The 23,156-nt window shown below is 44.4% G+C and carries 20 protein-coding genes; 8 read left to right on the top strand and 12 right to left on the bottom strand.

The window, feature by feature from the left end; translation table 11 throughout:
- Positions 1–2: 2 nt before the first annotated feature.
- From R8O10_RS04385 to moeA, 5 genes are all read right to left on the bottom strand, one after another.
- Entirely contained in the window at positions 3–833 is an 831-nt protein-coding gene (locus tag R8O10_RS04385) for a sulfurtransferase (protein WP_065275193.1), read from the bottom strand.
- Between the two features lie 129 nt (positions 834–962).
- On the bottom strand, positions 963–1,457 hold the full coding sequence (locus tag R8O10_RS04380) for a hypothetical protein (RefSeq protein WP_318191143.1): 495 nt from the start codon (positions 1,455–1,457) through the stop codon (positions 963–965).
- 12 nt (positions 1,458–1,469) lie between these two features.
- The gene (locus tag R8O10_RS04375; RefSeq protein ID WP_318191142.1) at positions 1,470–3,575 is read right to left on the bottom strand and encodes an LruC domain-containing protein; all 2,106 of its coding nucleotides are present in this window, start codon (positions 3,573–3,575) and stop codon (positions 1,470–1,472) included.
- 176 nt (positions 3,576–3,751) lie between these two features.
- Positions 3,752–4,501 (bottom strand): molybdopterin-synthase adenylyltransferase MoeB, encoded by a 750-nt coding sequence (moeB, locus tag R8O10_RS04370; protein WP_053349250.1) that lies wholly within the window; start codon positions 4,499–4,501, stop codon positions 3,752–3,754.
- A gap of 9 nt (positions 4,502–4,510) precedes the next feature.
- The gene (gene moeA, locus R8O10_RS04365; RefSeq protein ID WP_318191141.1) at positions 4,511–5,746 is read right to left on the bottom strand and encodes a molybdopterin molybdotransferase MoeA; all 1,236 of its coding nucleotides are present in this window, start codon (positions 5,744–5,746) and stop codon (positions 4,511–4,513) included.
- A 287-nt stretch (positions 5,747–6,033) separates the two neighbouring features.
- Here moeA and folE point away from each other — a divergent pair, with 287 nt between their 5' ends.
- Positions 6,034–6,687 (top strand): GTP cyclohydrolase I FolE, encoded by a 654-nt coding sequence (gene folE / locus R8O10_RS04360; protein WP_005373478.1) that lies wholly within the window; start codon positions 6,034–6,036, stop codon positions 6,685–6,687.
- 44 nt (positions 6,688–6,731) lie between these two features.
- Here the strand turns inward: folE and R8O10_RS04355 are convergent, their stop codons facing one another.
- Both R8O10_RS04355 and clcA read right to left on the bottom strand, forming a co-directional pair.
- A complete protein-coding gene (locus tag R8O10_RS04355) occupies positions 6,732–7,679 on the bottom strand; it encodes a TDT family transporter (protein ID WP_005373475.1) in 948 nt (315 codons plus the stop codon).
- A 261-nt stretch (positions 7,680–7,940) separates the two neighbouring features.
- Positions 7,941–9,344, bottom strand: a complete 1,404-nt coding sequence (clcA, locus tag R8O10_RS04350; protein WP_005373473.1) for a H(+)/Cl(-) exchange transporter ClcA — start codon at positions 9,342–9,344, stop codon at positions 7,941–7,943.
- 470 nt (positions 9,345–9,814) lie between these two features.
- On the opposite strand from clcA, the gene R8O10_RS04345 reads away from it, so the two are divergent.
- On the top strand, positions 9,815–10,429 hold the full coding sequence (locus tag R8O10_RS04345) for a hypothetical protein (RefSeq protein WP_080996737.1): 615 nt from the start codon (positions 9,815–9,817) through the stop codon (positions 10,427–10,429).
- On the opposite strand, the gene R8O10_RS04340 is transcribed toward R8O10_RS04345, so the two are convergent.
- Positions 10,410–10,823 (bottom strand): helix-turn-helix domain-containing protein, encoded by a 414-nt coding sequence (locus tag R8O10_RS04340; RefSeq protein ID WP_005387686.1) that lies wholly within the window; start codon positions 10,821–10,823, stop codon positions 10,410–10,412. The genes R8O10_RS04345 and R8O10_RS04340 overlap by 20 nt on opposite strands.
- Positions 10,824–10,918: 95 nt before the next feature.
- Here R8O10_RS04340 and R8O10_RS04335 point away from each other — a divergent pair, with 95 nt between their 5' ends.
- The 5 genes from R8O10_RS04335 to R8O10_RS04315 all read left to right on the top strand — a co-directional run bounded on the left by R8O10_RS04335 (position 10,919) and on the right by R8O10_RS04315 (position 16,743).
- Positions 10,919–11,827 (top strand): aldo/keto reductase, encoded by a 909-nt coding sequence (locus tag R8O10_RS04335; RefSeq protein ID WP_005387688.1) that lies wholly within the window; start codon positions 10,919–10,921, stop codon positions 11,825–11,827.
- Between the two features lie 367 nt (positions 11,828–12,194).
- Positions 12,195–13,199: a response regulator gene (locus R8O10_RS04330; RefSeq protein WP_005373466.1), complete on the top strand. Its 1,005-nt coding sequence runs from the start codon at positions 12,195–12,197 to the stop codon at positions 13,197–13,199.
- Positions 13,199–13,636, top strand: coding sequence for a PAS domain-containing protein (locus R8O10_RS04325; RefSeq protein WP_005373463.1), 438 nt, complete (start codon positions 13,199–13,201; stop codon positions 13,634–13,636). Before R8O10_RS04330 ends, R8O10_RS04325 begins: the two co-directional genes overlap by 1 nt.
- Positions 13,637–13,722: 86 nt before the next feature.
- Positions 13,723–15,264, top strand: coding sequence for an NAD(P)H-hydrate dehydratase (locus tag R8O10_RS04320; protein ID WP_262655115.1), 1,542 nt, complete (start codon positions 13,723–13,725; stop codon positions 15,262–15,264).
- A 435-nt stretch (positions 15,265–15,699) separates the two neighbouring features.
- On the top strand, positions 15,700–16,743 hold the full coding sequence (locus R8O10_RS04315) for a GMP reductase (protein ID WP_005373458.1): 1,044 nt from the start codon (positions 15,700–15,702) through the stop codon (positions 16,741–16,743).
- 146 nt (positions 16,744–16,889) lie between these two features.
- Here R8O10_RS04315 and R8O10_RS04310 read toward each other — a convergent pair whose 3' ends face one another.
- From R8O10_RS04310 to R8O10_RS04300, 3 genes are all read right to left on the bottom strand, one after another.
- Positions 16,890–18,179, bottom strand: coding sequence for a linear amide C-N hydrolase (locus tag R8O10_RS04310; RefSeq protein ID WP_017635214.1), 1,290 nt, complete (start codon positions 18,177–18,179; stop codon positions 16,890–16,892).
- Positions 18,180–18,650: 471 nt separating this feature from the next.
- Positions 18,651–18,977, bottom strand: coding sequence for a hypothetical protein (locus R8O10_RS04305; RefSeq protein ID WP_005373454.1), 327 nt, complete (start codon positions 18,975–18,977; stop codon positions 18,651–18,653).
- Between the two features lie 87 nt (positions 18,978–19,064).
- Positions 19,065–20,756, bottom strand: coding sequence for an FAD-binding oxidoreductase (locus tag R8O10_RS04300; protein WP_213915836.1), 1,692 nt, complete (start codon positions 20,754–20,756; stop codon positions 19,065–19,067).
- Positions 20,757–21,039: 283 nt separating this feature from the next.
- Here R8O10_RS04300 and R8O10_RS04295 point away from each other — a divergent pair, with 283 nt between their 5' ends.
- Positions 21,040–21,513 carry a DUF1842 domain-containing protein gene (locus R8O10_RS04295; RefSeq protein WP_005373450.1) on the top strand — a complete coding sequence of 158 codons (474 nt, stop codon included), beginning with the start codon at positions 21,040–21,042 and terminating at the stop codon, positions 21,511–21,513.
- A 134-nt stretch (positions 21,514–21,647) separates the two neighbouring features.
- On the opposite strand, the gene R8O10_RS04290 is transcribed toward R8O10_RS04295, so the two are convergent.
- Positions 21,648–23,066 (bottom strand): tetratricopeptide repeat protein, encoded by a 1,419-nt coding sequence (locus R8O10_RS04290; protein WP_318191140.1) that lies wholly within the window; start codon positions 23,064–23,066, stop codon positions 21,648–21,650.
- Between the last annotated feature and the right edge of the window lie 90 nt (positions 23,067–23,156).

Raw genomic sequence — 23,156 nt, 5'->3', positions numbered from 1 at the left:
TCTTAACGCTCGATAGGTAGAGAGTGGTCAGCACCCCATTCGGTCCAAGAACCGTCGTACACCGACAGATTGTCCAGACCAATTTGATACGCCGCGAGTAACAAAATGCATGCGGTTACACCGGAACCGCAACTAAAAATAATCGAATTGTCACTATCTATCGTTAGTGCGCTAAATATCTGTTGCAACTCTGAATTTGGTTTAATGTGACCGTTGGTCAAGAGTTCTTGAAACGGTAAGCAAACCGAATTTGGAATGTGACCACTACGTAGACCTTCTCGTGGCTCAGGCACTTCACCAAGGAATCGTGCTTTGGCTCTGGCATCGATGATGTTGGCACTTTTATTGGTTGAATGAGCAAGAACATCTTGTGCACTCAAAAAGGCATTTTGGTTGAGCTTACCCGCAAAGTTACCTCTTTCGCTTGGTTGCGATAGGGTACTTTCAACAGGGAATCCGGCTTCAATCCAAGCTGGAAGACCGCCATTTAAGACTCGAACATTATCATGTCCCATAGCTTTGAACATCCACCAAGCTCTTGGCGCGGCTAAAGTGCCAGAGTTGTCGTAAACCACAATCAAATCTTCGTTGTTCAAACCGAGTTCTTGCGCACTTTGGTTGAAGCCTTCTTCTGTTGGCATCATATGCGGCAGGGAAGAACCGGGTAAGCAAAAGTCATTGTCGTAATCAAAGCGTAAAGTATTTGGAATCCACTTATCTTGAATCTTTTTACCTTCAGAAGGGATTTGAAACGCAATACTAGCGTCGAGGAGCTTGACGTTAGGTTGGCCGAGAAGGCTATTGAGTTCATCAGTACTAATCAGTGCTTGCATTGTCTTTAGTTTGCTAGGTGGATAATCTTACTGTTTTACAACAAAAAAATCGCATGTTCAAAAGAACGATGCGATTTTTAAGTTAAAGATTGAAGATTTGTTCTGAAAGACAGCTTTCGATTTACCCAGTTACATGGTCCAAGTGTTGTCTCCAGAAGTAATCACTTTCTGAATTGGGTCACTACCGTCATAGAACCAAATTTCAACAAGTAGGCTACCTTGGCTATCAGAAACATTAAAGTCGACATTTGCTGTACCATTGTTGAGTGGAACCGATGCGACTTTGCTTGGGTATTTTGCATCGTAGTTACCTGAACTGTTCTCGACAAACTCTTTGTACACGCTTAGGTGTGCTCGTTGTGAAGAGAAACCACTGATGTCTACATTGAGCGTACTTTCCGTCACTGGGTTGTAGCTAAAGCCATCTGGTACTACTAGGTCCTGCATGGTTGCATTTTCTACAGTTACGGTAGTCTCTTCTACGGTTGTTTCTTCCTGTTGGGTAGTCTCTTCCTCTGCAACGGTCGTTTGAGCTGGTGGAGGTGGTGTACTGTTACCACCACCGCCGCCTCCGCCACAAGCTGTTAGTGCTAATCCCATGATGATTGTGATAAGTGCTTTCATAATGTTATCTCCCTATGGAATGTAGCATTTGTTAGGTGTTGGAGCGGTGTGCCAATCTGTGCTTCGTTCGCCACCAGACTCGGCCCAAGTTTGGAATTGAGGGTATGCATCGACCATGTCTACACGCTCTAGCGGCCAATCCCAATCTTCTACTATCAACAGTGCCCAAGGTAAGTTGTTTGCTGTTTTGAAGTACACACCTTGTACAGGGTCACTTGCATCGACGCCGACACCGAAGAGGTTTTGGTCATCAAACTGTTCTGTTGGTGCTTGGTCTGCTAAGTGAACCTCCCATTTACGACCTGGTTGGAAGGTAATCCCGTCGCCATGGTAAGTCCCCGGCGTTGCGAAGATGAACGGGTCGTATGGCATGGCTTGAATGGCTGAACGGTCAGAGCCTTCGGTGAAGTACACATTCAAGGTAAAGGTGAGTGAAACGTTATCATCACAGCCAGACTCGGTACGGAAGTAGCTACAGCTGCTCGCCGCGTGTGTGCTTAAGTCTTCACTGATGATGAAAATGGCTTCATCAGAAATACTTTCCAAGCCATTAGATGCTTGCTCTACACCATTGAAGGATAGCGTCGTTAATCCATTTTCAATCGAGCTTCTCAATACACCCGGTAGTCGGATTGCGAAGCCATTTTTGTAGCTTGCGCCGTAAGCCGCTAGGTCACCTGTAATCTGAATATTCTCAACATGACCAGCAAGACTGGTTTCAGTGATGCGGAATTTCACGACCACATCGTTCATGTCGTAGTCTGCGGTGTATGGCCAATTATCTTCATAAGCCACGGTGGCGTAATCTTCTGCACTCGGGAAATATTCCACTGAGTAGCCATTACCAGTGATGGTAATTGGGTAATCTTCCACCTCACCAGATGTCGAACCACCATCGTAGTTTAATCCGGTTTGTTGGCTAAAGCGGAATCGACTCCAGCTTGAACCTTCCGTTGCAGCGGTTGAAACGACAAACGGTAGGGGATTATTACCCGCAGACAGTAATTGGTCAGTAAAGACCTGTTCGCCTTCATCATCAAAGTCACCATCGCGGTTCCAGTCAAACCATGCTGATAGGTAGCCAGAAGTAGAAGCTGTCACATTCACAATTGAGCTTAAGCCTGGATCAAGTGCGGATACAAAACCAACACCATCTTCATCGGCTGTGCCCACAGAGTTGTCGTTTGCTTGACCGTCGGCATCACCATCTGGAGCGACGGAACCAAGCCAAGTTGCACCGTCCACTTCGTGACGAGGACCGTTTGACGCAAGTGTTGTGTGGTAGCTGTCTGGAGCATCACCGAAATCAATTGGCTCGTCTTCGTTAATCACCGGAGCATTTGCACAACGTGCACCGTCATTTTGGCTTGAGCTTGGACCGTTGGATACAAACTCAACCGCAGGAACGATACCTGCTGCGATATTGGCTGCGTTACCTTCCGAAAGGTCAACGCGATAGATTTTGCCATCTTGGTTACGTGACACGTAGTAGTTGCCGTTTACATCGAAGTAGCCAGCACCAAATGTGCCTTTCTCACCTGTGTCACCTATCGCAGTTGCGCTACCGTTTGATGGGTTGAACTGATATAGCACACCAGAGTTGTTGTCGATGCCGTAAAGGGAGCCATCACCTGGATGGAATGCAAAGTCGGTTAGGTTCACTGTCGCTGTTGAGCTAATTTTCACGATGCTCAATGTCGCATTTGGATCAGAATCGAGCGGAGAAAGGTCAATGGAGAAAAGTCCTTTGCCTTTGCGGTACAAGTAGTAGACGTGGTTGTAAACGTCGCCAACGTAAAACGTGTGGTCGGTAGGAAGGCCCGAAACATTAAGTGTCTCTGCTTGGAAGTCTTTACCAAGACGAACAATCTTTTTGTTTGTGGTGTCGTAGCCGTAGATATAACGGTCAGTGAAGTTAAAGCCTACACCGTTGATGCCCGAAGCCAAACCTGTGTCGTCCTCTAAAAGAGTCGTAGAGCCTGTAACCAAATTGACGCCATAGATTTGAACCGGGGTTGATTGGAATAGGTATGCTTGGCTTGGGCACGTATCAAATGGCGCCGCTTGTGCATAAGCGCTCACTATTAGAGACCCAAGTAGTAGTGATGTCCTTTTCATAATTCGCCCTCTCATTGGTTCGTGATATATGCAATGAAAGGAATGTGCCAACTTTTAAATTGTTGAATTTTATGAAGTTAAAATTTGTAAGAAGAAGGGTTTTAAATCTGATTGTCAAAATGAGAAAAAAGCCCAACATCGAGTTGGGCTTTTTGGGAATGATTAGAGGTTTAGAACTAACTACAAACCGGACAGGTTGGCATTTTCATCAGATTCATTTCTCGCCAAGACATGCTGAGCGCGTCCAAAATCAGAATTTTGCCTTTCTTTGGTTGGCCGTAATCAGCAATCACTTTAATCGTCTCCATCGCTTGTACTGCGCCAACAATACCCACAACAGGAGCCATGACTCCGGCTTCGACACAACTTAACGCACCGCTGCCGAAGAGGGCACTTAAGCACTGGTAACATGGTTGAGTTGGGTCGTCGTAAGTAAACACACTCACTTGGCCTTCCATACGAATAGCCGCGCCTGAAATTAGCGGTGTTTTAGTCGCAAAACATAGGCGGTTAAGTTGATTGCGCGTATCGACGTTATCTGATGCATCGACAACAATAGTGTGTTGCTTAATCAGGCTCTCTAACGCGGTATCATCAAGACGTTTTGCGATGGTATCTACGACAATGTGCGGATTAAGTTCACGTAGTGCATTGGCCGCCGAGTCTACCTTCTTACGACCAATATCCGCATCGTGGTGCAGCACTTGGCGCTGAAGGTTAGACAACTCGACGATATCATCATCAATCAGCGTGATTTTACCGACACCAGCAGTCGCCAAATATTGGCTTGATGCGCAGCCTAAACCGCCAGCACCAAGCATCAATACCGATGCTTGTTTGAGTGCTTCTTGTCCTTCAAAGTCAAACTGACGAAGAATGATTTGGCGGTTGTAACGCAGCATTTCCTGATCGGAAAGAATATCCACAACGACTTCCTAGTAAAGGGTTGAGTTGAACAGTTGAATCTGAACCGTTTCGCCCACTTCAACTCGGCCGCGTTCACGTTCCAACACAACAAAACAGTTGGCTAGGCTCATTGAGCGGAATGCACCAGAGCTTTGGTTACCTGTAGTTTCAACGACAAACTTGCCATCTTCCAATGTATAGATACCGCGTTGGTAATCGGTACGACCTGGCGCTTTCTTAAAGGCGGTTTTGGTTGTTGCTGGAATAGATTCGGGTGCTTTCCATTCGGTATGGCCTGCAAGTTTTGCCAGCATTGGTTGAACAAGCACGTACATAGTAAGAACTGCAGAAACCGGGTTACCCGGCAGACCACAGAACCAAGCTGTACTTAGCTTACCAAATGCGAAAGGTTTACCTGGCTTGATTGCTAGCTTCCAGAAACCTATTTCACCAAGCTCTTCAAGAATGTCTTTGGTGTAATCCGCTTCGCCGACACTAACACCACCAGAGGTCACGACCACATCTGCCAATGTTTGCGCTTGTTCAAAGGTTGCTTTTAGAGTCTCTGGGCAATCTGGAATGATGCCCAGATCAACGGCTTCACAACCGAAGTTCTCGATAAGCGGTTTAATACCGTAACGGTTGCTGTCGTAGATCTGACCTTCGTCTAGCGGTTCGCCCAGTGGTTTAAGCTCGTCACCAGTAGAGAAGAACGCAACTTTTGGCTTACGTACTACAGTCACATGGCTGACACCAAGAGACGCAATCATCGGAATATCGCGAGGTGTCAAACGTGCACCTTTTGCCAGTACGATATCGCCTTGTTTGATGTCGTCACCCGTTGGGCGGATGTTGTTTTGCGGCTTCACGTCAGTTTGGTTGAACTGAATGCCAGCATCCGTCACTTCTGTGTTTTCTTGCATGATAACGGCATTACAACCCTGTGGGATTTTTGCGCCAGTCATGATGCGAACACAGGTACCTTGAGGCCATTCACCTTCAAAAGGTTGTCCTGCAAATGATTTACCTGCCAGAGGCAATACAGAAGATGACTCAAGATCTTGAATGCGAATAGCGTAGCCATCCATTGCTGAGTTATCGAATGGCGGTACGTGGATAGGAGACAAGATATCTTCTGCCAGTACAAAACCGAGTGCTTCAGCAAGTGGAAGAGAAAGCGTTGTTTGGATAGGTTTGATTCGCGATAACATTTTGTCCATCGCTTCTTCAATTGGCATCAAGCCAGGTGCGTCGCAGCAGCCCATTGAGAAAATCCTGTGTTCTTTTGTTTTGTGGCAACTTTACCATAAAAGGGGACTGAGTAAGAATGTCCACCTATAAAATATGGGTGTAATTATTCAAAAATCCGAGTATCCTTGTCAGCCATCCAAAAGGGGTAAAAAACCTGCGGAGCTCAAGAAAATCAGCTCAGTACCTTCATCTGATGTGACTTGGTGTAAAGACACGAACTGAGCAACTCAAAGCGAAAAGTATGAATGCAATTTTGATTGGGTTTGTACGAAGGCTGAAGTAAAACAAAAGAGGAAGTGGAATGTCAGGTCTTAGCGAGTCAGCGAAGTTAGTAAAAGAAGCGCTAGAGCAACGCGGTTTGGAAACGCCAATGCGTCCAAACAACGTAAGTCGTGAAGAGAAGAAAGAGAAGATCGAACACCACATGCGTGAGATCTTAGGTCTACTTCAACTTGACCTCACTGACGATAGCCTAGAAGAAACCCCTCACCGCATTGCTAAGATGTACGTTGACGAAATCTTCTCTGGTCTGGATTACTCCAACTTTCCTAAAATCACGGTGATTGAGAACAAGATGAACGTGAGCGAGATGGTTCGCGTGAAGGACATCACGGTGACCAGCACTTGTGAACACCACCTTGTGACCATTGATGGCAAGGCTGCAGTGGCTTACATTCCACGTGGCAAGATCATTGGCCTATCAAAGATCAACCGTATCGTTCGCTTCTTTGCCCAGCGTCCACAAGTTCAAGAGCGTATGACTCAGCAAATTCTTGTTGCACTTCAAACGTTGCTTGAGTCCGATGATGTGGCAGTGACGATTGACGCAACACACTACTGCGTGAAATCTCGCGGTGTGATGGATGCAACCAGCGAAACCACGACAACAGCATTGGGCGGTATCTTCAAAAGCAACCCAGCAACGCGTGCCGAGTTTCTGCACGGTTTACGTTAGGTAACCAAGCACTATTCTAAGAGGATGGCAAACGCCATCCTTTTTTATGCTTGTTTAGAAAATGACTTCATGATTTCTGGCCAATACATTTTGACGTAACCTGCCGATACCCAAACAACCAATACAGTCGCGATACTGAGCTCTAGAAAACCAAAGTCGTGTAGCCAGTGCCAGTGAGGGTGCGATTCGGCAAAAAAAGAGGTTAAGCGATGCATTGCGATGGCGCTGATCACGGAAGGAAAGGTTACTGCCGCGATAGAAGGTTGAAACTTCAAGCGAAGTAAGCGGAAGTAACATAAGTAGATCAATAACGTCATAGTGATGGCGATCCCGGCCAATGCGCCTGTCAGTATCGGATCTGGTAAGGGAAAGTTCACCAAGTATGCTGCTAATGACAAGTTTACCGGCGCGGCCATAATCGCGAGGGTCGGTCTTGCTCGCCTTGGTAGAGAGCCGAAAAACACTAAACGATACAACACGAGTGGCAGCATGAAGAAATAAATGCCGATGCACATCATCGCTAACGTTTCGGAGAATAAGTTGTGACCTAGTTGAGAACCGGCTAGTGAACTACTGATCAGCCCCACCGGATAAAGAAACCAACTCGGTACGATATTGGACATTTTAAAGTTCATTAGCTGAAAGCTAAAAAACAGCACCATCATAGTAAAATGCAGCAAAAGCGCCATAAACCAAAGTGGATAAGCGATGATAGGCGCTACAGCGGCAAGATAATCTGCAAGGATCAGTAACGCCATACTCATTGGTGCCATTAAACTACCACTCAGCGGGTGACGAATGTCGACCATGAATAATCGTGGATTAGCGGCATATTTTATGAGTACAGGGGCGAGTAAAAGTGCGCCGAGTGACGCCAAAAATGGGCGTATCGGTTCACCAATCTCAGGAACATAGAGTGCCCAAGCTTGCCCTAAACCTATCATACCTAGTGCCAACGCGGCTTGAGACGGCGGGACACTATAAAACTGCACAAGTCTTCTCCAGTTCAAATCTACTCCATTTGATTTTTGCCTGAATGAAACGAAACATGACGATTTGGATGAAATGCTCTATTTAAGTAGCGAATACTAACAAGTATGGAGAGGGGTTTCTCATGAAAGGTGGTGAGCAAATATCAGAGAATGATAATTTTGTGAGTTTGGTATCGAATATTTGGGAAAAGATGTAAAAATGCAGAGTTTATCGCTCCAAACCCTTCGATAGTCTGGAGCGAAGTGATAACAAAGAGAATGTTATGTTGATTGATTCTCCGGTAGATCCTGTTGGCGTAACTTTTCGTTTTTGATTGTGCGATGCAGCAGCTGGCTGTAAATAGGTTGTCCACCCAACAATTGAGCAATAATCACAGCGCCCAAACAAGTAATGATCAATGGCAGGATTAAGTAGTAGTTATTCGTCATTTCAATCACTAACAGAATACCTGTAATCGGTGCACGTACCGTTGCTGCAAACAGGGCACCCATGCCCGCAATCGCAAATACACCAGGCTCGATATCAAGCGCAGGGAGTAAGACATCAGCACTTGCTCCGAACGCATAGCCAAATAAGGTTCCCAGAGCAAGCATAGGTGCAAAGATGCCTCCCGGCGCACCAGAACCAAAACAGAGCAGGGTTGTAATTACACGACCAAAGAAAAGCAAAACTAAAATGGATACCGAGTAGTTACCGTTAGTAATGTCAGGAATAAGGCCGATACCACCACCAGTTAATTGGGGTACGTACAAAAGAAGCAAGCCAAACACGCCTCCCAGTAACGAACCTACAATCAAGTAGCGCTTACGATCGTTTTTGTGAATTGCGACAAAACTGTCTTGTGCCACGGTAATCAGTTTATTGAAGATCACGCCAAACACGCCAAACAATGCGCCAAGCAATAAAAACAGCCATAGGGTTTGAAGCTCTGGCGACTGGTATTGCGGCATAGTGATAACGGCGTCTTGCCCGTTGATGGCGCGAAACACTATGTTCGCCATAATGGCAGAAATGATCACTGCGCGAATTGAGATCAAAGAGTAGCGAAACTGAGGTCGCATTTCCTCCACAACGAACATAATGCCTGCGAGTGGGGCATTAAAAGCCGCAGCCAAACCGCCAGCAGCACCAGAAGCGAGCAGGGAGTGGCGGGTATCGTCATCCTTTACCCGGAATATATCGGTCACCATTCGACCTACAGCACCACCCATTTGAACGGTTGGGCCTTCACGACCCAGCACCATACCTGAGCCAAGTGCGCCCATGCCGCCGAAGAATTTTACTGGTAGAACTCGCCACCAGCGCACTGGACGAATATTATCCATTGCCCCTTCGATTTCAGGAATACCAGAACCTGCCGCTTCTGGCGCAAAGCGGTGCACAAGAAAATAGCCAATAAAAGCTAAAAGTGCGCTAATGAGAACCGCTGCCAGCCACAACGGTAGAACATTACCAATTTCGCTTCTTAACCATTCTGTTCGTGTTTCAGAAACGAAATGAACGGCAAGCTCGAAATACGTACCGACAAAACCAGCCAACGTACCCACAATGGCGGCCATAATGAGAACAGAAAATGGTGTTGACCCTCGAGAGACAAACTGGTTAATCGCATCTTTCGGTACGTGCGCCAACACAGATTTCACAATTCTCTCGCGTTTGGTCATTAACAAGCTCTCCTGTTGCTGGGGGAAGGGACGAAAGAAAGTATACGCTTCGCAGAGTCTAGACCTAATCAATAAAGATGCAATTTAGCTTTTCACTATTGAGTGTTCGAAGTGTCGCGATATTATTCATTCACTCAGATTGTGCTATTGCTCTCATAATTTAGGATAAAAAACTTGTTTTTTGAGAAAAATGAACCATGCTTTAATTGTAAAGCAACATGACTGCTTCAGAAGGAGGGATGTGAGGTTTTACACACAATTTGGATGGATTCAAACCCTACGGTAAGTCCTCGTTTTATGTTCGGGATGCATCAATAGACATCGCCGATTCGCACACTCACGATTGAGTAACGAGGTAGAGGCGCACGAACATGTGCGCCTTCTTAATTTCTGCGTTATAACTTTCATCACCATAACTTTCATCGCCACCTGCCACTATTTTTCTCTTGAACATTTTCTTGCAGTTAGTAATGTCTTGGTTCGATGTCAACCAACTAGAGCAGTGCATGCGCTTTTATCTTCGACTCTTACTTTCTTTATGTTGTTGTTCGGTAACGTTTCCGGCACTTTCAACGCCGAGCTGGTGGCAAGACACGTTGTCAGCAATGCCATATTCCAATTTAAAAGAACGTATAGAAAAAAGTGGAAGCTGGTATGGTTGCGAAGTGCAGTTGCGAGACAACTCAACGTTTATCAACGCATTTTGTTTGGATGATTTTTCGTACTACCAGCAGCACTTGTATGGTGAAGTGATTTTGAGAAGAGAAAGTGCTCAGTTCTCGTTTCTTACTGAATACGAGTGGCAGCGTCTGAATGACTTACTTCTCAACTTAAGAAAGGATGGGTTAGTTTTACGCAGAGTCACTATCGGAAAAGAGCAATATGATGTCGTTGAAGCTCTGGAAAAGAAATCTTCCGAGCTTGTCGATAAAGAAGTTATTTTGTTGATGAACCGCTATCCACAAGAAACGATTCGAAGTTTGCTTTGGGTAAAACCGGACGAGTTTCTGACGCCATCACCGTCCTTAAATGTGCACTTGCGCAGTGATGGCGAAATTATCGAGGTCAAAGTGACTCGTTTTTAGATTCTTTATGGAGAGATAGGAAGGTCGCCATTGCTGATTCATCCAAAAAACCATCCGATTTTTTGTGAGCGCGCAGGTATTGATATCCTGCAATTAGCTTGCGGTGTAGCTCTTCTGCATCGTCTGACAACGGCTGATTCATAACGTGTTGAAAGGCAAGTTTGTACGCATCCATATCCACGACTTCAGCACGGCGATATAAATAACCGCATCCCGTTGCTAACCATTCGAGAGAGCAATTGGCGCGCATTGCAATTTGATTTGCTTTAGTTAGGCTAGGTTCACTGCCTTTAAGGTATTTGCGTATTAAAGCTTCAGACACATCGACGCGTCGAGCGAACCCGCTGATGCTTTCTTCTCCGATCAGGGTGGCTAGGCGTTGGGCAAAAGACATATTTCGTACTCCAGTTCGAATTGCGAAAGTTTACCCGTTGAGCCGGTACGAAAACAAGACTACGATGAATGCAGATCAATTGAAGGAGAAAACCCATGGTTGCAAAAGTAGTAACTGCACCAAAAGGCCCAGAGTTCTCAGAGCTGGTTCAAGGATATTGGCGTGCAGTTGAGTGGGGAATGACGGCTCAAGAGCGTTTGTCATTTCTTAAGCAACACATTGAGTTAGGCATTACGACAGTCGATCACGCCGACATCTACGGTAATTACGAGTGTGAGGCGTTGTTTGGTGAAGCGTTAGCTTTAGACAAGAGTGTTCGTGAGCAAATTCAGATCGTGACGAAATGCGACATCAATTTGTGTGGCGATAAAACGCCAGAGCGTAAGATCAATCACTACGACACGAGCTCAGCACATATCTACCAATCGGTGAACAACTCGCTAGAACGTTTGAATGTGGATGAAATCGACGTACTTTTAATTCATCGTCCTGACGTGTTAATGGATGCAGACGAGGTTGCAGAAGCATTTTCTGAGCTTCATAAAGTCGGCAAAGTGAAGCACTTTGGCGTGTCTAACTTCACTCCACGCCAGTTTGAACTGCTGCAATCTCGCTTAGGTAAGCCGTTGGTTACTAACCAAGTGGAAATCAACCCACTTAACTTTGAGGTTGCTCACGATGGAACGCTTGACCAAATGCAAATGTTGCGTACGCGACCAATGGCTTGGTCTTGCCTCGGTGGAGGTTCAATTTTTAGTGGTGACAGTGAGCAAGCTGTTCGTGTCCGTAACGAATTAGAAGCAATTCGTGAAGAAGTGGGCGCAGCGAGTATTGACCAAGTAATTTATGCCTGGGTACGTCGTTTGCCATCTAACCCTATTCCAATCATTGGCTCTGGTAAAATCGAGCGTGTGCAAACTGCAGTTAATGCATTGAACATCGAACTTACTCGAGAGCAATGGTATCGCGTATGGGTGGCTTCTAAAGGTCATGGTGTGCCATAGAATTGATATCTTATCGATGAAATTGTTATTAAAGGCATCCTCTAGCAGGGTGCCTTTTTAGTTTTAGCGCGTTACTGTTTACCCATTATGGAAATGGAAAGAATGAAATTCGAGCAAAAATGGGCTTTGGATGTTAGCTGCAACTTTTTGCTTACTTTGGGTGGAGGAGTTTTACCCATGTTTGTTTTATGTCACTAAACAGCGAATGTGATGCTTGCTTTTTAGTCATTTTGTTCACTCATTCATTCATATTGCGTATGCTTATTGAATAATAAAGAAATAAAAAACTCGTCAGTTTTCTCGTATTACATGCTGTAACAATCTGTTAGACTCCGGCGCAGATTGTGGAATATAAAAAGGTGATTGAATGTCTTTTCCCGTACTCATCTGTGATGATTCAGCGTTAGCACGCAAACAGATGGCGAGATCACTACCAGCCACATTGAATGCCGATATTACGTTTGCTATCCACGGAAAAAACGCGCTAGAAGAACTCGAAAAAAACGAGTTTAAATTGATGTTTCTTGATTTGACCATGCCAGAAATGGATGGCTTTGAAACACTAGAGCACATGCAACGGTTGGGGGATAAAACTCCGGTGGTTGTTGTGTCGGGGGATATCCAACCTAAAGCGAAAGAGCGCGTGTTCGCACTGGGTGCAAAAGCGTTTATTCAAAAACCGATCGCCAAAGATGAACTCAAGAAGGCGCTTAAAGAGTTGGTCGAGCCAGAACCTCGTCCTCAAATTATCACGCCTGTCTCTATTGAGTTACCGATTTTACGTCGTCGCGATATTTACATGGAAGTGGCTAACGTTTCAATTGGTCGAGCAGCCGATGCATTGGCGCGTCACTTTGATGTGTTTGTGCAACTACCTCTGCCGAACGTCAATATCTTTGAAGTGAGCGAACTTCACATGGCCCTACGCGACTTGGCGTCGCATGACAACGTATCGGGTGTTTGTCAGGGATTTTGTGGCGAAGGTATTGCTGGCGAAGCGCTAGTGATTTTGAGTGATTCAAGCGTATCTGATCTCAAAAAGTTGATGAAAGTACCAGCAGACAGCGAAGAGCTAGAAGAGCTTGAGCTGCTAATGGATATTTCTAATATTTTGGTGGGGTCGTTCTTAAATGGTTTAGGCGAGCAGTCTGAAGTCCGATTCTTCCAAAGTCCACCAGTACTCCTTGGTCAGCATATCTCAATTGACTCGATCATTGAATCTACAACTGGAGCATTCAGCCGCACGATGACATTCGAAGTGAGCTACAACATTGAAGGAACGTCGATTCGTTGTGACTTGTTGTTTATGTTTGTGGATGAATCCTTGCCGCTGCTTGATAACAAACTGTCTTATCTAATGGAGGAGTTCTAATGTTGAATATGCCAGCAGAGTTTGAACAATTCCATTGGATGGTGGATATGGTACAAAACGTTGACATGGGCTTAGTGGTCATTGATCGAGATTACAATGTACAGGTCTGGAATGGGTTTATGACTCATCACAGTGGTTTGCAGTCTCATGATGCGATAGGTCGTTCTATATTTGATATCTTCCCTGAAATCCCACAGGAGTGGTTTAAATTAAAAACAAAACCAGTGTATGACCTAGGCTGTCGCAGCTTCATCACATGGCGACAACGACCTTACTTATTCTGCTGTCGCAATGTTCGACCAGTTACGCAGCAAGCGGAGTTTATGTACCAGAATGTTACGTTGAACCCAATGCGCACACCGACTGGAAAAATCAACTCGTTGTTTTTGTCTATACAAGACGCGACGGCTGAAGCTCTGATGTCTCAGAATCAATAGCGATAAAAAACTTTCTCAAAAGCCAAGGTCCGCCTTGGCTTTTTTGTATACTTATAATTGTGTTTCCCAATGCGTAGAACGTGAATATGGACTTTAATCTCGCCCTAAAACTCTACACCGCAGAGCAAGTAAAAAACGGTGAAACGCTGGCTGCGCAAATGGCTGGTGTTTCTATGTATAGCTTAATGCAACGCGCTGGTATGGCCGTGTATGAGCGCTTTTTACATCTGTATCCTAAATCAAAAAATATCTTAGTGATTTGCGGTAAAGGGAATAACGGTGGCGATGGTTACGTATTTGCATCTCTTGCGAAACAAGCTCAACTCAATGTACATGTTTTCCAAATTGGTGATGTATCTGTGCTAAAAGGTGATGCTTTGCGCGCATACCAAGACTGGCAGTCAATCGACGGTGTTAACAATGATTGGGATGAATGGAATACCGCATTGCTAGAAGCAGATGTGATCATCGATGCCATGTTAGGCACTGGTTTAAGCGGTGAGGTTCGTTCGGAGTATCGTCGCTATATTGACCAAATTAATCAAATTCATGCCCCTGTGATTGCAGTCGACGTTCCTTCTGGTCTGTGTGCTAATACAGGTGCAGTTTTAGGTGATGCTATTCGTGCCGAGCATACTGTAACCTTCATTGGGGTTAAGCAAGGCTTATGCACTGGACAAGCGAGAGATCGAGTTGGCGAGCTCTACTTTTGTGGTTTAGGCGTCAATACTAAGTTTGATACTATCGAAGTAGAAAGTGCATTAGGTATTGATCATCAGGTTGTTTCAAGATTAATGCCCAAGCCAAATCCAACGGTCCATAAAGGTGACAACGGGAAGTTGCTTTGTGTTGGTGGCAACCAAGGGATGTCTGGAGCGATTCGTTTATGTTCCTCCGCTGCGATTAGAGCCGGAGCGGGTTTAACTGCCGCAATTACTCACACGAGTAGCCTTATTCCACTGCAGGTTGGTTGCCCAGAAGTAATGAGCCAGAGCATCACCGCTGACTTACTCAGGGATACTGAGAACGACTTAACTAAACGCATTCGCTGGGCTGACGTATTCGTGTTTGGTCCTGGCTTTGGAGATGATGAGTGGGCTTATCAAGCCTATCAATATCTGGCTCAAGAGCAGAAACCTAAAGTTGTTGATGCTGATGGCCTCAATATTCTAGCGATGCTGAGCCAGCGATGCGATGGCACTCTGGTGTGCGACAACCATCGAGTGATCACGCCGCATCCTGGAGAGGCAGCTCGACTACTAAATGTAACCATTCAACAAATAGAAAGTGACCGATATTCTGCTGCAAGACAACTGCAAGAGCGTTATGGCGGTGTAGTGGTTTTAAAAGGCGCGGGGACGCTTGTTTACGATGGAACGAGAATGTACGTCTGTCTAGCGGGTAACGCCGGAATGGCGACGGGGGGAATGGGAGATGTGTTATCTGGAGTCATTGGTGCATTACTAGCCAAAGGTTTACCAATTTCTGTTGCCGCACGTTTAGGTGTGGTACTTCACAGTCATGCTGCCGATATAAACGTGAGTCAGCATGGTCAAATTGGTCTTTTGGCAAGTGATGTCGTTAGCACTCTTCGTACCGCTATCACCCAAGAGCTCTATCGAGTTTAATTAGATTTCATGCATTGCTGAGAAAATTCGTCGATTTTTTTGAGTACTTTTTTCGAATTAGCAGGGCATCTTAGTATTAGGTGATTGAGTTTTAGGCAGATTTGAGAGGTGATGCGTTTTCATTTTAAAGGGATGACGCAAAGGTTTGCGCAAGAGGTTAACTTAAACGTTTTCTTAAGTTGTTGATAATTATAAATAATGAGAGAAAATAACGACTTGAGGAGTGTTTTTGATATGCGATTGTCAAGATGGTATCACAAAAAAAATTCAAATATCAGACTTGTAGGAAATAAATCACAGCCTATAATGCTGAAAACCGGAGCGTCTGCCAACGCTCCGGTTTTTTTGTGTCCGAAGAACAGTGAACTCGTCTGCCAACGAAATCACTACGCACTCTGAAATGACACATATACATATGAATCAAGGAATTACACAATGCGTATCGAACAAGAACTTAAGTTAGGTTTTAAAGATGTACTGTTTCGCCCGAAACGTTCTACCCTTAAGAGCCGTTCTCAAGTAAATTTAACCCGCGATTTTACATTCAAGCATAGTGGTCGTCAATGGTCTGGTGTGCCAGTAATCGCAGCAAACATGGATTCGGTTGGTAGCTTTGCAATGGCTAAAGCCCTGGCTGAGCATGGTGTAATGACCGCTGTTCACAAACATTACACGGTAGAAGATTGGGCTGAGTTTGCTAAATCAGCAGATAAAGTAACCATGAATAACGTTATGGTGTCTACTGGGACATCTGACGCAGACTTCCAAAAAACCAAAGACATCATGGCACTTTCAGATGAATTTATTTTCATTTGTATCGACATTGCAAATGGTTACTCAGAGCATTTGGTCGAGTATGTTGAACGCGTGCGAGCTGAGTTCCCAGACAAGGTCATTTCTGCAGGCAACGTGGTTACTGGTGATATGTGTGAAGAGCTAATCCTAGCTGGTGCAGACATCGTTAAAGTGGGTATCGGCCCAGGCTCTGTATGTACAACTCGTGTAAAAACGGGTGTTGGTTACCCGCAGCTTTCTGCAATCATCGAGTGTGGTGATGCAGCGCACGGCCTTGGTGGCATGATCGTCGGTGACGGTGGCTGTTCTTGTGCGGGTGACGTAGCGAAAGCATTCGGTGGTGGCGCGGACTTCGTAATGCTAGGTGGGATGCTAGCGGGTCACGAAGAGTCAGGCGGCGAAGTGATCGAGAAAGACGGCGAGAAGTTCATGAAATTCTATGGCATGTCGTCGAAGAGCGCGATGGATAAGCACTCAGGTGGTGTCGCTGGCTACCGTGCGGCTGAAGGTAAAACCGTATTATTGCCATACCGTGGTAGCGTTCACGGCACTATTCAAGACATCCTTGGAGGCGTTCGCTCAACATGTACATACGTAGGTGCAGCAAAGCTTAAAGAGCTAACCAAGCGTACTACATTCATCCGCGTTCAAGAACAAGAGAACAACGTGTTCGGTAAAGAGTAAATCGACTGAATGTAACAAGTGTAAAAGCAACCATACGTTATATCTATAGCAGATAAAACTATACTATATGCAGCTATGAGCCAGAGTGAGATTGATTTCTTACTCTGGCTTTTTGCTTCTCATTTGTTTGCGCTTCAAAATTAACTCTAAGCGATTTTAATAGTTGGTCGAGATTCGACTTGTTCAAACGGTAATGATGTTGTAACTGGCATGAGCTGTAAAACGCTTGAAATCTGACAGTCTCTATTTAACCCAATATAGTCTTTGACATTAGCGACTCGCCAAGTCATGTCTCCGTAAGTACGCAGATAGAACGCGGGTGATTGATGACTGTTATGTCTAATAACGCTCCATTGGGTAATATCACTAAAAAAGACTTCAGGGTTATCGGATGTCTCAAACTCATTCGCCATGATGCCCAAAGGTATATCAACGCGATTAAGTAGCTTTTGTCCGAGTGAGAAGGCTTCGTCGAAGTTAGTTGGTTGTTCGCTTAACTGCTTAATTGCATAGGTTTGTACAAATCGAGACGGCGGTGTTGGGTCGGCGGGTAGACCCATCAAGCCAGCGCCATTGATTGATTGAAGTGGGCCAGGCACTTGGACATGACGTTGCATGGTTGCTTCATTGTTCGGTTCTGGGTTGTAGTTGCGCAAATTGGAAAAATAAGAGAGGTGATTGACATGCCAATGGTAATTTGGGCAGTTAGTCATTACTCCAACGTAGGAGTGGTCCACAACCACTTTATAATCATCAAAGTCGTATTCGGTACATTGATAGCGTGCTTGCTGATTTTCCTCTTTGCTGAACATATCGCTTTCTTTGAATGCTCGATAGATATGCATATTACCGTTAAGAAACTCAATGACGGCACTGTCATTATTTGCATCGTGAATCACGAAATGCTGGTCCAAAGCCATGTTGTCACTCTCTGTTTCACCAGTTGAAATAGTCGAGTTAAACACGTAAACGGGGTGGGTGGTGAAGTAGGTCACCATCTCGTCCACAGTATTAAACGTAGACAAGATAAAAGTACCAAACAGGCCGCTGCCTAATGCAAAGGCATCATCAGGGATGTGAGAGGTCGATACATTTTGATTGAGAATGGGCAAGTACAGTGACCCAACAGAAAGGCCAGATTCATTAATGCCATCAGCTGTTAAAAGAGGGTTATTATACCGGGTAATGGCATTGCAGTGTATGAAGCTCAACTCTCCCTGCCAATTTGCTCGAAACTCACATTCTTTACTGTGACGTTTTGGCGGCTGACCATTGAAAACACGGTCGGCTTTTCCGTCGGAAGTAAAGGTCGTAATTTGGTAAGTTTGTTGGGCTCTAAACCAAATCTCGGTCTGAAGGTTAACTGCAAACTCCATGGTTCTAGCGGATAAGGTTTGGTTGTTGCAACCATAATTGATATTAACATCTGTACACATAGCCATGCTTTCCGTTGTTTATCTTGAATGATGAATATCCAAGAAACCCTCTGAATCAAATGCTTAGAGATTACGTGGATATAGATGAATTGCGCTTTAGTAATGGTTTTAGCATTTGAGATAAGCGCATGCTATTAAGTTAAGCATTCAATCAAAAAACGTCAGTAGCAGTTTAGTATCAGTTGATAGAGTTAAAATAAAAAGTGATGTATTAAGTAAAACTCTTTGATCTTAGAAATTAATAATATATTTATTTTTTCAATCTTGGTTACTCTAGATTTAAAGTTTATTTTAAAAGTGATTTGTATTTATTCGATTATCTTGCAGTGGTGATATAAAGTGAGAACATAAAGTTAACAATTTCAGATTGTGATTGAAAATGGGGAGAGTCTTCAATCCAAATACCGAGAAATGAAACTGCCCGAGAAGTTGTGCAACTGTCTCGGGCGAAGTGATGAATCAGGTGAGCAGCTATAAAGTTTTCTCACAAGAACCGCTAAGTGGTGGAGATATTTTTAAATTATCATTAAAGATTTCTACAACGACGGGGCCTTTATTTTCATCTTTTGCATAGTATGCACAGGACTTGTCCCCAGTATAGGTTTTACCTGCCTTTTTGAAACTGTAATACCAGGAGTCATGGGTAGCGGCACCGGATTCAAAACTAGCAGATTCAGATTGTTCGCCAATATTCAAGTCGAAATGAACCTCCATTTCCGGAGAGTCTTTAAATCTCACATATCCGGTGATTTTATCGTTGGAGTTATTTTTAACGTAAAATGAACCCTTAGTTGTCATAATTTTTCCTCTTTTTTAATTTCTATACGTGATAGAACGGCCAAATGACGTTCTGTTAATATATGCTTTTTAAGATGCATATTGATGTTAAATGATGGTCTTATTAGTTCTAAGGTGATTAAACTTATCCTTAGCGTATTTTTCTTTTATACCGATTAAGTCGCGGTAGCTTCGATCAAAATAAACGCTTGTCGGAATTGCCGGATCTTTAAAGCTGATGAAGGCACCATAGGTTCCCGGTATATCAGCTTCTCTGGCTTTATCAATCCAGTCCATGGCTCTGTTTACATCAACAAGTACTGGGTTATTTTGTAGTTCTAGTTTTTGCTTTATCTCTTCATTCCACCAGGTTTGGTATTGGACTGTATATTGACACTGGCGGTAGGGGAAAGATATGTCTTCAAGGTCGTCTGAGTGATGATAAAAACCGCCAGTGATCGCCCCTAAGGTTACGTAACTAAATAGCCCTTGATCGCGGTTTTCTGGCTTTATCAAAGGTGAAGTTAAGCTTTGCAAAAGTGCAGTATAGCCTTCTGGTTTAAGACCTCGCTCTGACACCAATCGCGAAGTGATTTTGTGAGGTGCTGGGGCGTCATAATCGGGAGGGAAAGGAGAACCGTTTTGACACAAAGAATTGCGCCCCCATGTGCTCATCAGGGAGTGATCGTATTTCTTCCCGTCAAAGTCAGTGCCATGTGCTTCATAGACTTGAACTAAATCAGGGAAGCAAGCGCCAAATTGAACGGCTATAAATTGGTGAAGATCTTGTTCTGTTCCTTCCCAGTAGCCATACATGGTGCAGTGATGGCTGATGGTTTCAATATCACAGTGGTTAGATGATTCAGGCAGAGCATCAATTTGCAAGTTGGTGCCAAGAAGTTTAGGCGTATCGAGGCTTTTTATAGCCTGCTCCCAATTTTTTAGCACATCTATGGTAGGGTGCGTTGGTATTGGCTGAAGCATACCGTTGATTTTTGGATAGAGGTTCCACTGAAGCTCGAAGCGGTGGATCTCTTTGGGTAAAGGGAATGTTTTTACGCGTAGCTCGGTAACAATGCCATAGCTCATGCCTCCGCCGCCTCTTAGTGCCCAAAATAGGTGAGGGTTGGACTCTGCTGAGACTTCTGTGATCGTACCATCACCCAATACCACGGTTGCACTCACTAGGTGCTCACAACACATGCCGTATTTTCGCGTCCAAGGGCCCCATCCTCCGCCTTGAATATAGCCAGTCAACCCAACTGTGGCACAGGTTCCATGTGCAATCATTCGATCATGCTCTGCAAGTTTTGGTGTCAGTTGATAGAAGCGATAGCCAGCACCAATGGTGGCAATATTGTCACACAATTGGAAGGTCTTAATTCTGCTCACGTCAATCAAAATGACGTTGTCACCACTGCATTCACCTGCGTGATCATGCCCTCCTGAGCGAACACGAATCGGGAGATTGAATTGAGTTGCTGTTAGATAGGCTTGCTGAACTTCTTGCGTACTTTCGCACATGACAATGACAAAGGGTTGGTGTTGATAGCGAGTATTGAAGATGAGTGACTCGACTTGATATTGGTTCAAACCGGGAACCGGTGAAACCGTGTTTTCAAGAGGTGTCAGTAATCGTTCTTTAGGAAAACCGCACTTATCCATTTTCTGAATAAACAGTTTGGCATTATTGACTGAGATTGAGTACGCGCTAAGTACAGCGAGGCGTTGTATTTGAGGGTTAGGGTGCTGTTCTACCACTTGGTTTTCTTTAGTTCCCTGCATCCATTCATGTTCCATTATTTTTTCCATTTGGCTTATGTATTGAATAGTTGTTCAAATATTAAACCAAATGCATACATTCACCATATCAGTTTGGTATCAGTTGTTCTGTACAAATCGCCAAAAGCATCAGCGAGAGAGCAACAATATCTGGTTGATGAAAAGAACGATCGGCATCTGCGTGACCGTGGATAATTTATGTAGTCAAGTAGATCTGAGCCTAAATTGATACTGAACCAGAATGACGTGTTATCTACATTGAATGGGTCACTAACGACAATAAATTCAGTTGGAGAACACAATGAAAATGGACTCAAAAGAATCACAAGCAATTTTTACTGCTCATTATCAAATTGGTAACGGCTTACCTGGAGGAGTGAGCTTCGATGTTAATCTACTCGTGGCCAGCGAAGACAAATCAATAGTGGGTAAAGGACATATCTTTCAGGCCGTTAACCCACCGTTAAATGTGGTGTCTGATCTCAATGGTAGTTTCAACTATCAATGCACGATGCGTGATTGTCATATCATGGTGACGTTGCAGGGCTACCAGCCTTATCTAGGCATTGCTCCTTTAGGAGCTGATCTTCATAACGTAACGCTCAACCTCCTACTTAATGATGATTGGAAGTCAGGCGTGGCATTCTATCGATATAAAAATAGTTCAGGTAAATGGATTGAAGCAGCAAATCAACGCGTTACTCTACTTTTGCCTGAGCATGTTCCTAGCATCGAGAACTTTAAGGTGGAGCAAAATGATCTTGCGCCAGCATAAATCTCATCAGCGATGACACTGTGCCAAAACACAGATATTCGATGGTTTCGAATATCTGTGTTTGACGAGGTAAATCGAGTAAACACGATGACTTGACGGTGCAATTAATCGACTTTCTTCGTTTATTGAATATTTCATGGTTGAGTAGATGTGGAGAGCCAATGGTCGAGCTCATCAACACTTATTTGAGCCTGATTCAGTTGATGCTTACGCGCGGCCTGATTGAAGTTTAACAACTCAGAGACGGAGCTGGACTGGTCGAGTAAGGCAAGCATCAGATTCGCTTGTTCAATATAAAAATCACCCCATGGATGCGGATCTTCTTGGGTGAAGTTAGACAGCTTATCGCGATATTTTCGAAGTAGCGTAGGCTGCTTATACTGCCACGCTACTTGGATTCCTTGTTGGTAAAAGCGTAAATAGTTATGACCAACACAGGTAGATTCTAGCCAAGCCTCACCAGTGCGCAAAGCGGAGAGGGCCGTTGATTCATCGCCACAAATAAGTGCCTTGGTAGATACGAGCCAAGGACCAATAAAATTGTGTAGCTTATTGATATGAACAAGATCTAGAGCCGTGTCGATGTCCGAAAGGGCTTTCTCCTCTTTTCCCTGATACCAGTGCAATCTTGCACTGGACTCCAAAAGAAAAGCGACAAATCGATGAGCATTAAGCTGTTTTGAAAGTTGTAGAGCGGTCGAGATTTCGTTTTCAGCTTGCACCAAGACATTACGGTCGAGAAAGATCCATGCAGCCGTAAGCCTAGAAACAATTTCTGCTCGGCGGTTTGCCGTGAGATAGGCAAGATTCGAGGCATGCTGAGCCTGTTTTAGTGCTTCGTCAGATTGCAGTTGATAGATCATCACTGTTGCCAGCATGTAGCGATTAGCAGTTTCAATCGAAAGCAACTGATGCTCTTCACACAGTTGCAAACACTCGGTTAAGTGCTCGTATGAGCGAGCCATTTTTCCTTGTGCGTAGGCACAATCACCGAGGCCGCCAAGCGATTTTGCTTTCGCGCGAAAACAGTTTGCTCGTTGACTGTAATCTAATGCAAGTAAATGTTCTTTCTCACATTCGTCTAGCTGCCCAGTGGGGAACAGCATATTACCTCTCATCGAGTGAATTTCACACAAAGATTTATTTAACGTCAGCTTTTCGCACAGGGCTTGGGCTTGGTCTAAAATCGACATCGCTTGTACAAAGTTGTCGGTTAAACGGTAGGGGTTAATGAGGTCTAAATAGTATTGAACACGTTCAGAATCATTTTCTGTGTGATGAATCGCTTGCTCAAGAACCTCAATACTCTCTTTGATGCGTCCCATCGAATACAGGCAGTTTCCTTTCATATTTAGTGCATACGCCATCTGTGCTTTAGGTGACTCTTTAATAGCGTATTCAATAAGAGTCAGTGCTTTTTCAAATTGATAATTGCTCAGGTAATGTTTGGCGGTCTGGTCAAGAACAGTAAATACACCTTCGCCCTTGGCATGATTGATATGGACTGCATATAAGAACCGATCTCGGTTCTCATACCATTTTGCGCAGGCCATGTGTATTTTTGAAGGCTTTGTTGCTTAAATCGATGGAACTAAATCAAAAAGATACGATCTGATCGGCTACACCCATCAAGCATCGTAGCC

The organism is Vibrio sp. 1727, assembly GCF_033344415.1.
Taxonomy (GTDB): domain Bacteria; phylum Pseudomonadota; class Gammaproteobacteria; order Enterobacterales; family Vibrionaceae; genus Vibrio; species Vibrio alginolyticus.
The sequence above is the reverse complement of the archived record's forward strand: the minus strand, read 5'-3'. Positions and strand labels throughout refer to the sequence as shown.

What these genes read in the sequence shown, in the direction of transcription:
- R8O10_RS04305 (WP_005373454.1), bottom strand. Translation starts at nt 18,977, where the DNA reads ATGACAACTAAGGGTTCATTTTACGTTAAAAATAACTCCAACGATAAA.
- R8O10_RS04380 (WP_318191143.1), bottom strand. Translation starts at nt 1,457, where the DNA reads ATGAAAGCACTTATCACAATCATCATGGGATTAGCACTAACAGCTTGT.
- R8O10_RS04310 (WP_017635214.1), bottom strand. Translation starts at nt 18,179, where the DNA reads ATGTGTACAGATGTTAATATCAATTATGGTTGCAACAACCAAACCTTA.
- R8O10_RS04320 (WP_262655115.1), top strand. Translation starts at nt 13,723, where the DNA reads ATGGACTTTAATCTCGCCCTAAAACTCTACACCGCAGAGCAAGTAAAA.
- folE (WP_005373478.1), top strand. Translation starts at nt 6,034, where the DNA reads ATGTCAGGTCTTAGCGAGTCAGCGAAGTTAGTAAAAGAAGCGCTAGAG.
- R8O10_RS04300 (WP_213915836.1), bottom strand. Translation starts at nt 20,756, where the DNA reads ATGGAACATGAATGGATGCAGGGAACTAAAGAAAACCAAGTGGTAGAA.
- R8O10_RS04325 (WP_005373463.1), top strand. Translation starts at nt 13,199, where the DNA reads ATGTTGAATATGCCAGCAGAGTTTGAACAATTCCATTGGATGGTGGAT.
- R8O10_RS04290 (WP_318191140.1), bottom strand. Translation starts at nt 23,066, where the DNA reads ATGGCCTGCGCAAAATGGTATGAGAACCGAGATCGGTTCTTATATGCA.
- R8O10_RS04335 (WP_005387688.1), top strand. Translation starts at nt 10,919, where the DNA reads ATGGTTGCAAAAGTAGTAACTGCACCAAAAGGCCCAGAGTTCTCAGAG.
- R8O10_RS04330 (WP_005373466.1), top strand. Translation starts at nt 12,195, where the DNA reads ATGTCTTTTCCCGTACTCATCTGTGATGATTCAGCGTTAGCACGCAAA.
- R8O10_RS04295 (WP_005373450.1), top strand. Translation starts at nt 21,040, where the DNA reads ATGAAAATGGACTCAAAAGAATCACAAGCAATTTTTACTGCTCATTAT.
- R8O10_RS04315 (WP_005373458.1), top strand. Translation starts at nt 15,700, where the DNA reads ATGCGTATCGAACAAGAACTTAAGTTAGGTTTTAAAGATGTACTGTTT.
- moeA (WP_318191141.1), bottom strand. Translation starts at nt 5,746, where the DNA reads ATGGGCTGCTGCGACGCACCTGGCTTGATGCCAATTGAAGAAGCGATG.
- R8O10_RS04340 (WP_005387686.1), bottom strand. Translation starts at nt 10,823, where the DNA reads ATGTCTTTTGCCCAACGCCTAGCCACCCTGATCGGAGAAGAAAGCATC.
- R8O10_RS04375 (WP_318191142.1), bottom strand. Translation starts at nt 3,575, where the DNA reads ATGAAAAGGACATCACTACTACTTGGGTCTCTAATAGTGAGCGCTTAT.
- clcA (WP_005373473.1), bottom strand. Translation starts at nt 9,344, where the DNA reads ATGACCAAACGCGAGAGAATTGTGAAATCTGTGTTGGCGCACGTACCG.
- R8O10_RS04345 (WP_080996737.1), top strand. Translation starts at nt 9,815, where the DNA reads ATGTCTTGGTTCGATGTCAACCAACTAGAGCAGTGCATGCGCTTTTAT.
- R8O10_RS04385 (WP_065275193.1), bottom strand. Translation starts at nt 833, where the DNA reads ATGCAAGCACTGATTAGTACTGATGAACTCAATAGCCTTCTCGGCCAA.